Source organism: Roseateles sp. (assembly GCF_036486225.1).
GTDB lineage: Bacteria > Pseudomonadota > Gammaproteobacteria > Burkholderiales > Burkholderiaceae_C > Roseateles.
In genome coordinates this window covers 1-12,833 of sequence record NZ_DASVNZ010000023.1, presented here as the reverse complement: position 1 = coordinate 12,833, position 12,833 = coordinate 1, and the positions used below count along the sequence as shown (strand labels likewise).

The window sequence follows — 12,833 nt, the reverse complement described above, 5'->3', positions numbered from 1 at the left end:
GGAAGTCCTGACGCCCAATGGCGCCTTCGTCTCCACGGACCTCGGCGTCGGCTGGAACCTGGTGCCGCTGCTGGCCGATGCCGAGACGGCCAGGACCTGGCAGGTCGGCGCCCGGCTCTGGCCGCAGTTCGGACGGCCGTCGCGGGTCACGCCCAGGGGCATCGACCGGCTCGGATCGCGCGTCACCACCGAGGCCTTCGCCAACGTCCAGGCGACCTCCTGGCTGATGCTGCAGTCGGGCTTTTCCTGGGGCAGCGGCCGCCACCACGACGGCCAGTTGCTGGAACTGGGCCTCACTTCCGGCATCCCCCTCGGCGACGACCTCATCGCCGTCACGCTGGGCGCCACGGCGGCCAACGGCGCGCACCTGCGGAGCAGCTACGGCATCGGTCCCGGCGAATCCCGCGCGAGCGGCCTGCCCGAATGGCGTCCGCGCGCCGGAATGATGGACTGGAGCATCGCGTTCAGCGGCGAGCACAAGTTCTCCGAACGCTGGTCCGTCAGCGGCCAGTGGCTGAACGCGCGCCTGGTCGGCGACGCGTCGCGCTCGCCGCTGACGACCGCCAGGACGCAGCAGACCTTCAGCGCCAGCCTCTGGTACCGGTTCTGAAACCGCGTCCCCGGCCGTTCCCAGGCAAGTCCTGACCCTCTCCCCGACCGTTTCCCCGACCCCGTCACCGCCCCTCTTGCCGAGCAGTTCCCCATGCATCGCGTCCTCCTCATCGCCGTCCCGCTGTTCGGGCTCCTGATCGCCTTCGAGTGGCTCTGGGGACGGCTGAAGGGGCGTGACACCTACCGGCTGTCCGACTCGATCAGCAGCCTGAGCCAGGGACTGATGAGCCTGGCGGTCGCCGCGATCACGCCGCTGTTCCAGAACGGCATGTACGCGTGGCTACAGCCGCATCTGGCGCTGGTGCCGGGCTCGGTCTGGGACGGCTGGTGGGGCTGGGTGGCGGCGATCGTGGTGTACGACTTCTGCGACTACTGGCTGCACCGGGTCAGCCATGAGAGCGCCCTCTTCTGGGCGGCGCACACCGTGCACCATCAGAGCGAGCATTTCAACCTGACGACCGCGCTGCGCCAGGAGAGCTTCTACGCGGTGATGGGCTGGCCGTTCTTCCTGCCGATGGCGCTGCTGGGCATGCCGCTGGAGCAGTACGTGGCGGCGGGCCTGTTCGTGCTGCTCTACCAGTTCTGGATCCACACCGAGCACATCGGACGCCTGGGCTGGATGGACCGGGTGTTCTCGACGCCCTCCAACCACCGTGTCCACCACGCGGTGAATCCAGGCTACCTGGACAGGAACTACGGCGCGGTGCTCGTGATCTGGGACCGGATGTTCGGCACCTTCGCCGAGGAGACCGAGCCCTGCGTCTACGGCACGGTCAAGCCGCTGCACAGCTGGAATCCGCTGAAGGCGGTCGGCCAGTTCTACGGCGAGCTCTTCGAGCGGGCGCGGGCCACGCCGCGCTGGGCGGACCGTGTCCGCGTGCTGTTCAAGTCGCCCGGCTGGGCGCCGCCGGGGACGTCGACGACGGCCGGGCCCGACGACGACCGGCTGCGGCAGCCGCGTTTCGATCCGGTGGTGAGCCGGCTGGACCGCTGTCGCGCGGTCAGCCTGGTCGCGATGACGGGCGTGGCGTCGGCCCTCTGGCTGGACGCGAGCGACGACATGAGCGAGGGCCGCAACCTGATCGCGGCCGCGGTGGTCGCCGTAGGGCTCTACGCGGCCGGGGCCTTGCTGTCGCGCGGCGCGCAGAACCGGACCGATCACACCGGGCGCCAAGGTCAGGGCCTGCAGGCCTGGGCGCTCTACCTCGGCGCCATGACGCTCAGCGTCGTCATGATCGTCCTGCTGGCCTGAGCCCCGCAGGCGACGGCCGCCGCAAGCCGTTGCCGCAAGGGGTTGCCGGAATGGGCGCCACCAGGGCCGGACCGTTTCAACTGTGCGGCCAGCCCAGCACCGCGAGCGCATCGTCGTAGGAATCGCCCGCTGCCGCGACCGCTGTGGCAGCGCCGGCCTCGTTGCTGCCCAATTGGGCCAGACACACCATCGTTGCGCCGCCGAAGGCGATCAGGTCCTCGACCGCCGCGACGGGGAAGTCGTGGCCGAGCGCGTCGGCCAGCTTCTCGCGCAGCGTGTAGCCCGCGTAGGTGGCCACGACCGCGCCCATCGCGCCGGCAAACGCCGCCGGCCATGAACGCCCGCCCGCCAGCGCCGCGCCTGAGATCGCCCCGCTGACCGCGCGCGCCGCCAACCCCGGCGGATCGGTGCGATCGGGCGTCGATGGCAGCTTGTCGACGATGAGTTCCCCGATCGCCATCGGCGTGGTGACCGCCACGGCGTGGGTCGAGCCCAGGAAGGCCAGCGGCGAGTCCTTGACATCGATCCAGCCGCACCTGGCGGCCCAGCTGGCGACGGTCAACGGGGCGCTGGTCCGCGGCCCGGCGGTGCTGCCGAGCAGGAAGGCCAGCATCAGCGTGCGGCGCGAATCGGCCGGCCGGGTGGTGACGACCGGCACGCCTTGCGCCCTCGCCTCCCGCACCACCTGCGCGCCGACGCGCACATGGCCGAAGAAGCGCCGGAAGAGCCCGCGGGCCGATTCGGTGAACGCGCCGTAGACCAGGTGCGAGACGTAGGAGTACGGATGCGACTGCAGCGGCGCCCGCGTGATCGGATCGCCGAAGCGGAACGCGGGCACGAGCGTCTCGTCGACGACGGTAGCCGCGGTCGCGCCGAAGATGGTGCCGCATCCAGTGGTCACCCGCGGCTCGAGTTCGGCGGCCGCGCCGTAGAGACCGCCGACCAGCGCGCCCATCCCGTAATGGACGCCCTCGCCGGCGGCGGGTCGCTTGCGCCGGGGCAGACGACGTCCCGCCAGTTTGGCGAGGCGGTCCGCGGCCCGTTCGGTCGAGGGCATGCCCCGCACGCCCGAGGTGATGCCGATGCGCGCCAGCCCCGCCTGGAAGGCGGTCATCGCAGCGGCGCCGATCAGGCCGCCGAGCAGTCCGGAGGCGGTGCCCGCGCCAAGGTCGCGCGGCGGGCGGTGGTCGAAGTCCATGGGCGTTCCCGTTCAGGTCGGAGTGGAGCCGCCCTTGTGGCAAGGGTCGTTCCTCCCAGGATGACGGGTCCGGGCCGGCGACTCAGCGCGGTGCGTGCCTGGCGATCGCCTCCTGCAGACGGTCGCAGGCACGGGCGAGCTGGGCCTTGGGCGCGGTCGCGACGCTGAGCATCAGCCCCGACTGCGCCCGCCCGGCGTCGGCAAACCAGACCGACAGCGGCGCCGGCGAGATGCCGAAGGCGAAGAGCTCCCGGGCGATCGCCAGGTCCGACGCGCCCGCCGGCGTCCGGACGAGCACCGCCAAGGCGGCGTTCAGGGTGTCCAGGCCGCGCTCGCGCAGTTGGTCCAGCAGACCGTCGCGCTGAGCCAGGTACAGGCGCTTGGTGCGCCGCAGGTGGCGCAGGTAGTGCCCGTCGCGCATGAACGCCGCGATCGCCAGCTGCGCCGCGGGACCCGGCGGCGGCGCCAGGCAGGCGGCGACTTCCGCGAAGCGGGCCGCCATCGCCGCCGGCGCGACGATGAAGCCGAGGCGCAGCCGCGGGTCTATCGTCTTGCTGAACGAGCCGATGTGGATGACCCGTCCGTGCTGGTCGAGCGAGGCGAGCGCCGGCGCGGCGCGCCCTTGCAGTTGCAGCTCGCTCAGGTAGTCGTCCTCGACGATCCATCCGCCCGTGCTGGCGGCCCAGTCGAGCAGCCGCAGCCGGCGCTGCAGCGACATCGTCACGCCCAGCGGCGCCTGCTGCCCCGGGGTGACGACGGCCAGCGCGGCGTCCGGCGCATGCAGCCAGCCGGCGTCCACGTCGAGGCCTTCCGCGTCCACCGGCACCGCCACCGGCGTCAGGCGCCCCATCGTCAAGGCCTGACGGGTGAAGAAGAAGCCCGGCTCCTCCATCCACGCCGTCCGGCCCTCGATCCCGAGCACGCGCAGCGTGATCCCCAGCCCCGCCGCGTAGCCGCCGGTGACGATCACCTGGTCCGGCGAGCACACCACGCCGCGCGCGACGGCAAGGTAGCCGGCGATCTCGCGCCGCAGCTCGATCTCCCCGCGCGGATCGGGATACAGCGCGGCGCCGGTCGTCTCCGCCAGCAACGCCCGCGCGCGGAGCCGGTGCATCAGCTTCGAGGGCAGGCTCTCCCGCGAAGGGATGCCGGGCTGGAAGATCCCCGGCCCGGCGGTCAGCTCGCGGTACATCGAGATGAACGGCCCGGGATCCAGCGCGTGGTCATTGCGACGCGCCGCGGCGGGCCGCTCCGCCACGCGCGTGCCGGCGGAGCGCGAGGCCTCGATCATCTGCGCGGCGGCCAGCTTCTCGTAGGCCACGCGGACGGTGCCACGCGCCACGCCCAGCTGCGCCGCCAGATCGATCCACGACGGCAGCCGCATGCCGGCCAGCAGCACCTGCTGCTCGATGGCGGTCGCGATGCCCCGGTGGATCTGATCGGCCAGGGGGACGGTCGAGGACTTGTCGAGATCGAAGCTCAGCGGACGCATCGTGGTACAGCGATTCCTGCGATTCTTGGGACTCCACTTTGCACCACGGCGGGAGAAGAATCCAGTCATCGATCCCGCATCGACACCGCGGACCCACCCGCTCATTCGCTTCATCCCGCCCATCCCTATCCCAAGGAGCCCACCATGTCCCAACGTCTCGACTACAGCCAGATCTCTCCCGCCGGCGTGAAGGCGCTCGGCGGCGTCTACGGTTACGTCGCCCAGAGCGGCCTGCCGCCGGCGCTCATCGAACTCACCTTCCTGCGCATCTCGCAGATCAACAACTGCGCGTACTGCCTCGACATGCACACGCGGGACCTGCTCAAGAAAGGCGTCCCCGTCGAGAAGCTGGCGCTGGTGCAGGCCTGGCAGGAAGGCGGCGCGCTGTTCGACGCCCGCGAGCGCGCGGCGCTGGCCTGGGCCGAGTCCGTCACGCGCGTGGCGACGACCGGCGTGCCCGATGCCGACTACGCCGCGGCGAGCGCGGTGTTCAGCGAGAAGGAACTGGTCGATCTCACGATCGCGATCGGCCTCATGAACACCTACAACCGCCTGGCCATCAGCTTCCGCAACGTGCCGCAGGCTGCGGCAATGGCGTCGCGTTGATCAGCCGATCGCGCGCCGCAGGTTCTCCCGGGCGCGCGCGTCCAGGCGCTCGCGCAGCGCCGGCGTGCTGTACAGCACCGGCCGATCCAGGAAGGTCCTGAGGATCTGCCGGCGCTTCCTGCGGAACAGGAAACCCGGCACGTACCCGTACTCGTCGCGGATCTGGCGTTCGTACTCGTCGAAGCGCGGCCGCTCGGCGCCCAGGATGGCCAGGTCGATGTCGACCAGCACCTGCTCGTCGACGCTGGCCGGCACGCCGTCGTGTTTCGTCACCAGCACCAGCTGTCGCACGCGATCGGCGATGTCGCGGGCTACGCCGGCGGCGAGCAGCGCCTCATGCGCCCAGTCGGCGCTGCGCTCCTCGTTGCCCGAGCCCTTCACGTCGTAGATCGCGTCGTGGAACCAGAGCGCCATCTCGACCTCGGCGGGATGCGCGGCCAGACCGCCCACCTCGTCGAACAGCGCGAGGCATTCCTCGAGATGCTGGCGGGTGTGGTACTTGCGTTGCGGCTCGGCGTAGCGCGCGAGCAGCTCGTCGCGCAGCGCCTGACCGTCCCTTGTGCGGAGGGTGTCGCCCGGTGGTGCGTCCGTGCCGGTGCCGACGAGCGCGGACCACGCGCGCTGCCAGGATCGTTCGAAGAGAGCGTTCATGTGCGCTGGATGGTAGCGGCTGTCGGAGCCCCGGCTACGATCCCGGTCATGGCCATCCACATCACCACCCCGACCGTCGAGTCCGACGCGTTCAGCACCCCGGACCAGCGCGTCTGGTTGAAGCTTGAGGCGCTCCAGCCCTGCGGGTCGTTCAAGCTGCGCGGCATCGGCCACGCCTGCGAAGTCCATGCGGCGCGCGGCGCAACGCGGTTGCTGTCGTCATCCGGCGGCAACGCCGGGATCGCGGTCGCGTATGCGGGCCGGCGGCTCGGTTTGCCGGTCGTCGTGGTCGTGCCGGAGACGACCCGCGAATGGCCCAAGACACTGATCCGCCGCCAAGGCGCGGAGGTCGTCGTGCACGGCAAGAGCTGGATGGAGGCCAACGATCACCTGATGTCGCTGCGTCAACCGACCGATGCCTTCATCCATCCTTTCGACGATCCGCTCCTGTGGGACGGTCACGCCTCGATGATCGAGGAGGCAGCGACGCAGGCGCCCAAGCCGGACGCGGTCGTGCTCTCGGTGGGCGGCGGCGGTTTGATGAGCGGCGTGCTGCAGGGCATGCACGCGGTGGGATGGCAGGACGTTCCGCTCGTGGCCGTGGAGACCGTCGGCGCCGACTCACTGAATGCGGCAGTTGCCGCGGGCGAGCTGGTGACGCTGGACGCGATCACGAGCCTGGCGACCTCGTTGGGCGCCCGACGCGTCAGCGAGCAGGCCTTTGCATGGACGAAGCGGCATCCGGTCGTTGCCACGACGGTGACCGATGCGGAAGCGGTGCAGGCCTGCCTGGACGTAGCGAAGCAGCACCGCGTGATCGTGGAACCCGCGTGCGGTGCCGCGGTCGCGGCGACGCTGCAGCGCTCCGTGCCGGCGCTGCGCGATGCCAGGAACGTGCTGGTGATCCTCTGCGGCGGCGCGTGTGCGACCTATGAGGACCTGCTCGACTGGCGCGCGGCGCGCTGATCACACGACGTCACAAAGCCGCTTTCGGCTCATTCGCCACGCTGGTCTCGGCTCTTCCACCTTGATGCTGAGCAGCTCCGCGCCCGGCAGCCGCGAGGCGCGACGGTCAAAGATGTAAAGCGGCCCCTGCTTCTCCCGCGCCGAGATTCGTGCATGGACGCAGTCGGCGAAGTCTGCGTCACAAAGCTTGAACACATCCAGCGCATCGACCATCGCCATCTCCCTGTCGAAGAAGAAGTCGCTTGCTTCCAGGATCCTCGACATCGCGTCGATGATCTCCTGCTTCTCGAAGCTGAAGCAGCTGCGAAGGACCCATTCGCACTCAAGCAAGACAGTCACCGGTACGTAGAGCTTTTCGCCCTGCGCGACATAACTCTGGCGCAGGCGGGCCGCAGCTTCGGATTGCCTTTGATCGTCCTGAATGATGCAACGGATCAAGACGTTCGTGTCTATGGATCCCATCAGCGGAACGGGTTCATGTCTTCGATCGACACCGTCTTGCCGTTGCGCGGCTTCAGCATCCCCATCAAGTCATCCAAGGTCTTGGTCTTCGCACGCACATAGAGGCTGCCGTCGCCGCGGATGAACCAGCGGAACGGGGTGCCAGGCTTTGCCCCCAACTCCTTCAAGATCTCCACGGGCACCTGCAGCGTGCCTTGCTCGCTCAGAAACGTTTCATGCATTGCCTTCTCCACTCAGTGACTCACCGGAATCCGGCTGCGGCGTCTCTTCCGCGACCGGCCTCTTCGACTTCGCAACGACGTGGATGCTTCCGTCCTCCGCCAACTCCCAGATGAAGCGCGTGCCGAGCTTGGCACCGACCGCTTTCCGGATGTCTTTCGGAACGACGATCCTTCCGTTCATTTCCATCTTCGACGTGGGCATCACACTCTCCTTGCGAAGCGATGCAGCCACTCTAAGAAGACGTCGATCCGAGCGCCATGACCTGCACTGGTGGAGATGGCGTCGGATTCACTTTCACGAGGCAGCGCCCTCACGCGGATGAGTGGGTCTCCCGTCGATACACCCACCGGTACAGCACCGGCAGCACCAGCAGCGTTAGCGCGGTCGAAGACAGGATTCCGCCGATCACCACCGTCGCCAGCGGGCGCTGCACCTCGGCGCCCGTGCCGGTCGCCAACGCCATCGGCACGAAGCCGAGTGAGGCCACCAAGGCCGTCATCAGCACCGGCCGCAGCCGCGTCAGCGCCCCTTCATGGATGGCCTCCTCCAACGATCTGCCCTGCTCCCTCAACTGGCGGATGAAGGAGATCATCACCAGCCCGTTGAGCACCGCCACTCCGCTGAGCGCGATGAAACCGACCGCCGCCGAGATCGACAAGGGGATGCCCCGCAGCCACAGCGCCAGCACGCCGCCGGTCAGCGCGAAAGGAATGCCGGAGAACACCAGCAAGCCGTCCCGCACGTTGCCGAACATCGCGAACAGCAGGATGAAGACCAGCCCCAGCGCCAGCGGCACCACCACGCGCAGCCGCTCGCTGGCCGACTGCAGGTTCTCGAACTGTCCGCCCCAGCCCAGCCAGTAGCCCGACGGCAGCGCGACCTGCGCGGTCACCGCCTGCTGCGCCTCGGCGACGAAGGAGCCCAGGTCCCGGCCGCGCACGTTCGCGCTCACGACGACGCGTCGCTTGCCATCCTCCCGGCTGACCTGGTTGGGCCCCGGCGCCAGCGACAGCGTCGCGACCTCGGACAAGGGCAGGAAACGCGCCGCGCCATCCGCCCCCTTGGGCAGCGGCACCGGCAGCCGCTCGATCGCCGCCAGGTCCGTGCGCAAGGCTTCGGGCAGGCGCACGACGATCGCGAAGCGCCGGTCGCCCTCGAACAGCGTGCCCGCATGCGCGCCGCCCGTCGCGGTCGCGACCAGCTGCTGCACGTCCTGCAGGTTCAGGCCATGACGCCCCGCTTTCTCGCGGTCGATGTCGACGGTGAGCATCGGCAGACCGGTCGTCTGCTCGACGTTGACCTCGGCCGCGCCGTCGAGTCCCCCCAGCACCGCGGCGATCTTTGCCGCCGCCGCGTTGAGCTGGTCCATGTCGTCGCCGAAGACCTTCACCGCCACGTCCGAACGCACCCCCGAGATCAGCTCGTTGAAGCGCAGCTGGATCGGCTGCGAGAACTCGTAGTTCTGGCCGGGCAGCGTCGCGAGTTCCGCCTGCACCGCGGCGATCAGCGCGTCGCGCGTGCGGCGCGGCTCGGGCCACTGGTCCTGCGGCTTGAGCATCACGTAGGCGTCGGAGATGTTGGGCGGCATCGGGTCCGCCGCGATCTCGGCCGTGCCGGTGCGCGAGAACACCCGCTCGATCTCCGGGAACTTCTCCTTCAGGCGCGCTTCCATCTGCTGCTGCATCGCCACCGACTGCGACAGGCTGGTGCCCGGCAGCCGCAGCGCCTGCACCGCGAAGTCGCCTTCGTTGAGACTGGGCACGAACTCGCTGCCCAGCCGCGTCGCCAGCAAGGTCGACAGCACCACCGCCACCGCGGCGCCAGTGACCACCACCGGCCGCGCGGCCATCGCCTTGACCAGCAGCGGCTCGTAGGCGCGGTGCGCCCAGGCCATCAGCCGGCTTTCCTTCTCCTGGACCTTTTCGCCGATGAACAGCGCCACCGCCGCCGGCACGAAGGTGATCGACAGGATCATCGCGCCCAGCAGCGCCATCACCACGGTCACCGCCATCGGATGGAACATCCGCCCCTCCACGCCGGTCAGCGCGAAGATCGGCAGGTAGACCACCATGATGATCAGCTGCCCGAACAGCAGCGGCCGGCGCGCCTCCTGCGCCGCGGCGAAGACCTCGTGGAAGCGCTCCGAGCGCGTCAGCGGCCGGCCCAGCCGCGACTGCGCATGCGCCAGCCGCCGCACGCAGTTCTCGACGATCACGACCGCGCCGTCCACGATGATCCCGAAGTCCAGCGCGCCCAGGCTCATCAGGTTGGCGCTGACCTTCTGGCCGACCATGCCGGTGAAGGTGAACAGCATGGACAACGGGATCACCAGCGCCGTCAGCACCGCCGCCCGCAGGTTGCCCAGGAACAGGAAGAGCACGGCGATCACCAGCACCGCGCCCTCGACGAGGTTGCGCTTGACCGTCGCGATCGCCTTGTCCACCAGCACCGTGCGGTCGTAGACGGTGACGACGTGCACGCCCTGGGGCAGGGTCGTGGCGACCTCCTTCATCTTGCGGTCCACCGCCTGCGCGACGCTGCGGCTGTTCTCGCCGATCAGCATGAAGACGGTGCCCAGCACGACCTCGCGGCCGTTGTCGGTGGCCGCGCCGCTGCGCAGCTCCTTGCCGATGCCGACCTGCGCCACGTCGCGCACCCGCACCGGCACGCCGCCGTCCGCGCGCAGCACCACGTTGCCGATGTCGGCGAGGTCGCGCAGCTGGCCCGGCGCGCGGATCAGGTACTGCTCGCCGCGCCGCTCGATGTAGCCGGCGCCGACGTTGGCGTTGTTGCGCTCCAGCGCCTGGACCACGTCCTCCAGCGTGAGCCCGTGCGACGACAGCCGCCCGGGATCGGGCGCCACCTCGAACTCCCTGGCGAAGCCGCCGATGGTATTGACCTCGGTCACGCCCGGCACGTTGCGCAGCTGCGGCTTGACGACCCAGTCCTGGATCTCGCGCAGGTCGATCGGCGTGTAGGGCGAGCCGTCGGGCTTGCGCGCGCCCTCCTCCGCCTCGATGGTCCACTGGTAGATCTCGCCCAGTCCCGTCGACACCGGCCCCATCGCCGGCGTCAGCCCGTCGGGCAGGTGCTCGCGCGCGGCCTGCAGCCGCTCGTTGACCAGTTGACGCGCGAAGTGGATGTCGGTGCCGTCGGCGAAGATCACCGTCACCTGCGACAGTCCGTAGCGCGACAGCGAGCGCGTCTGCTTCAGCCCCGGCAGGCCCGCCATCGCGGTCTCCACGGGGAAGGTCACGCGCTGCTCCGCCTCCAGCGGCGAGTAGCCCGGCGCGCCGGTGTTGATCTGCACCTGCACGTTGGTGATGTCGGGCACGGCGTCGATGGGCAGCTTCTGGTAGCTGAACACGCCCAGCGCGGCCATGCCCAGGACGGCCGCGAGCACCAGCCATCGGTGCTCGATGGCGAATCGGATGATGCGTTCGAACATGTCGTCCCCGTCAGTGCGAATGCGTCGCCGAGCCCTTGCCGGCCTCGGACTTGATGACGAAGGCGTTGACCGCCGCGACCTTCGCGCCGGCCTTCAGGCCGTCGACGATCTCGAGGCGCCGGCCGTCGCCGCGGCCGGTCTTCACCGGCGTCGCGGCGAAGCCCTCGGCGGTGCGGACGAAGACGACCTGACGGTCCTCGAAGACCTGCACCGCGTCCGCCGCGACGGTCACCGGCGCGGTGGCCTCGCCGGTCATGACGTCGACGTTGACGAAGAGCCCGGGCCGCCAGGCGCGCTCCGGGTTGGCGAGCGAGATCCGCGCCTGCGCGGTACGGCTCTGACCGCCGATCAGCGGACCGACGTAAGCCACGGTGCCGTCGGCCGATTGCTCGAAGGCGGCGGAACGCACCACGGCACGTTCGCCGACGCGCACCTTGGCCAGGTCGCCCGCCGGCACGTCGATGCGCGCCCACACGGTGCGCAGGTCCGACAGGACGAAGACGCTCGCGTCCTCCTTCACCTGCTCGCCCAGGGTCAGGTGTTTCTCGACGACGACACCGTCGAACGGGGCGCGCAGCTCGAAGCGCGTGAGCGCACCGCCGCTCGACGTGGCGCCGATCGCGAGCAGCTTCTGGCGCGCGTTCGCGACGGCGATCTCGGCCTCGCGCAAGGCCTGTTCGGCCACGTCGACGTCCTGCCGTGGCGAGATCTTCTCCTCCCACAGCCTGAGCTCGCGGTCGAAGGTCTTGCGCGCGAGCTGCTCGCGCCGCTGGGCGGCGAGCAGCTCGCTGCGCTGGTCCGACACCTGCGCGCTGGCGATCACCGCCAGCAGGTCGCCCTTGCGCACGGACTGGCCGAGCGTCGCCGGCACCGATTCGACGACACCGGCCACGCGCGGCACCACGTGCGCGGTGCGGTCCTCGTTGAAGCCGATCTCGCCGGGCAGGCGCGTCGTCGTCCGGATCGTCGCGGGGCCGGCGGTCTCCAGCGCGATCGCCGCGGCCTTGATCTGCGCGTCGGTCATCGCGATGGCTTCGGGCTCGTCGGCGGCGTGGCCGTGGCCATCGGCCTTGCCGTCCCGTCCTTCCGATGCGTGCGCGTCGGCAGGCTTGGCACCCTTGGCTTCGCCGGCGTGGTCGTCCTTGTGGGCATCCTTGTGGTCGTCAGCCCCCTTCTTCTCGCCATGACCGTGGTCGTCGTGGCCCTCCTCCGCGTGTTCGCCGTGGCCGCCTTTGGGGGAGCCCGCGGGCCCCGAGGCCAGGATGGCCGCGCCGCCGCCCAGGCCGACCGCCACCAGCACCGCGATCGCGATCAGCTGGCGCTTCGGCAGTCCGCGTCCCGAGGACGTCTTGTCGTCTTGCATACCGTCTTGCTTGTTGAAGTTCATCGTCGTTCTCACGGTTGCTGGGTAGGGGCGCCGAGGCGGCGCTCGAGGTCGGCGTTGGCGCGGTGCGCCCGCGCCAGCGCGTCCAGCCACTGCATGCGCGCCTGCAGCCAGGTGCGCTGGGCGTCGAGCACGTCCAGGAAGCCGAACTTCCCGAGTTCGAAGCCGCGTGTCGCGGCGGTGTAGGCCTCTCGGGCGCCGGGGAGGACGGTGCGCTGCAGCGCGTCGACCTCGTCGGCGCGGGCGCGCAGTTCGTCGGCGGCGCTCAGCACCTCGGCGCGCAGTCGCAGGGACTCGGCCTCGGCGAGCTGTTCGGCGGCCTGGCGGCGCTTGAGCGCCTCGCGCTGCGCGCCCTGATTCCGATCGAACAGTGGCAGCGGCATCGACACCCCGATCACCGCCTGGCTGCGACCGATCTCCTGCGCGCGCTTCGCGCCCAGCGTCACCGTGACGTCGGGCATGCGGCGCGTGCGCTCCAGTTCGTACGCCGCTTGAGCGCGTTCGACCTCGAGGCGCGCGCGGCGCAGCGCCGGCGCGTCG

The 12,833-nt window shown here is 70.1% G+C and carries 13 protein-coding genes; 4 read left to right on the top strand and 9 right to left on the bottom strand.

Features of this window, described 5'->3' with window-relative positions; translation table 11 throughout:
- On the top strand, positions 1-610 hold a 610-nt coding region (locus tag VF536_RS02155), incomplete at its 5' end, for a MipA/OmpV family protein (protein ID WP_331613140.1).
- Positions 611-703: 93 nt separating this feature from the next.
- Positions 704-1,864: a sterol desaturase family protein gene (locus VF536_RS02150; RefSeq protein ID WP_331613139.1), complete on the top strand. Its 1,161-nt coding sequence runs from the start codon at positions 704-706 to the stop codon at positions 1,862-1,864.
- A gap of 76 nt (positions 1,865-1,940) precedes the next feature.
- Here the strand turns inward: VF536_RS02150 and VF536_RS02145 are convergent, their stop codons facing one another.
- Positions 1,941-3,062: a DUF4126 family protein gene (locus VF536_RS02145; RefSeq protein ID WP_331613138.1), complete on the bottom strand. Its 1,122-nt coding sequence runs from the start codon at positions 3,060-3,062 to the stop codon at positions 1,941-1,943.
- Between the two features lie 82 nt (positions 3,063-3,144).
- Positions 3,145-4,554 (bottom strand): PLP-dependent aminotransferase family protein, encoded by a 1,410-nt coding sequence (locus VF536_RS02140; RefSeq protein WP_331613137.1) that lies wholly within the window; start codon positions 4,552-4,554, stop codon positions 3,145-3,147.
- Between the two features lie 144 nt (positions 4,555-4,698).
- Between VF536_RS02140 and VF536_RS02135 the strand changes: the two genes are divergently transcribed.
- On the top strand, positions 4,699-5,160 hold the full coding sequence (locus tag VF536_RS02135; protein ID WP_331613136.1) for a carboxymuconolactone decarboxylase family protein: 462 nt from the start codon (positions 4,699-4,701) through the stop codon (positions 5,158-5,160).
- On the opposite strand, the gene VF536_RS02130 is transcribed toward VF536_RS02135, so the two are convergent.
- Positions 5,161-5,811, bottom strand: a complete 651-nt coding sequence (locus VF536_RS02130) for an N-methyl-D-aspartate receptor NMDAR2C subunit (protein ID WP_331613134.1) — start codon at positions 5,809-5,811, stop codon at positions 5,161-5,163.
- A gap of 48 nt (positions 5,812-5,859) precedes the next feature.
- Between VF536_RS02130 and VF536_RS02125 the strand changes: the two genes are divergently transcribed.
- Positions 5,860-6,777 (top strand): pyridoxal-phosphate dependent enzyme, encoded by a 918-nt coding sequence (locus VF536_RS02125; protein WP_331613133.1) that lies wholly within the window; start codon positions 5,860-5,862, stop codon positions 6,775-6,777.
- On the opposite strand, the gene VF536_RS02120 is transcribed toward VF536_RS02125, so the two are convergent.
- The 6 genes from VF536_RS02120 to VF536_RS02095 form a co-directional block, all read right to left on the bottom strand.
- On the bottom strand, positions 6,778-7,239 hold the full coding sequence (locus VF536_RS02120; protein ID WP_331613132.1) for a type II toxin-antitoxin system VapC family toxin: 462 nt from the start codon (positions 7,237-7,239) through the stop codon (positions 6,778-6,780).
- On the bottom strand, positions 7,239-7,460 hold the full coding sequence (locus VF536_RS02115) for an AbrB family transcriptional regulator (RefSeq protein WP_331613131.1): 222 nt from the start codon (positions 7,458-7,460) through the stop codon (positions 7,239-7,241). Before VF536_RS02115 ends, VF536_RS02120 begins: the two co-directional genes overlap by 1 nt.
- On the bottom strand, positions 7,453-7,662 hold the full coding sequence (locus tag VF536_RS02110; RefSeq protein WP_331613130.1) for an AbrB/MazE/SpoVT family DNA-binding domain-containing protein: 210 nt from the start codon (positions 7,660-7,662) through the stop codon (positions 7,453-7,455). Before VF536_RS02110 ends, VF536_RS02115 begins: the two co-directional genes overlap by 8 nt.
- 109 nt (positions 7,663-7,771) lie before the next feature.
- Positions 7,772-10,909 (bottom strand): CusA/CzcA family heavy metal efflux RND transporter, encoded by a 3,138-nt coding sequence (locus VF536_RS02105; protein WP_331613129.1) that lies wholly within the window; start codon positions 10,907-10,909, stop codon positions 7,772-7,774.
- Between the two features lie 10 nt (positions 10,910-10,919).
- Positions 10,920-12,296 (bottom strand): efflux RND transporter periplasmic adaptor subunit, encoded by a 1,377-nt coding sequence (locus tag VF536_RS02100; protein WP_331613128.1) that lies wholly within the window; start codon positions 12,294-12,296, stop codon positions 10,920-10,922.
- Positions 12,297-12,304: 8 nt separating this feature from the next.
- The coding region (locus tag VF536_RS02095) for a TolC family protein (RefSeq protein ID WP_331613127.1) at positions 12,305-12,833 on the bottom strand (529 nt) is incomplete at its 5' end.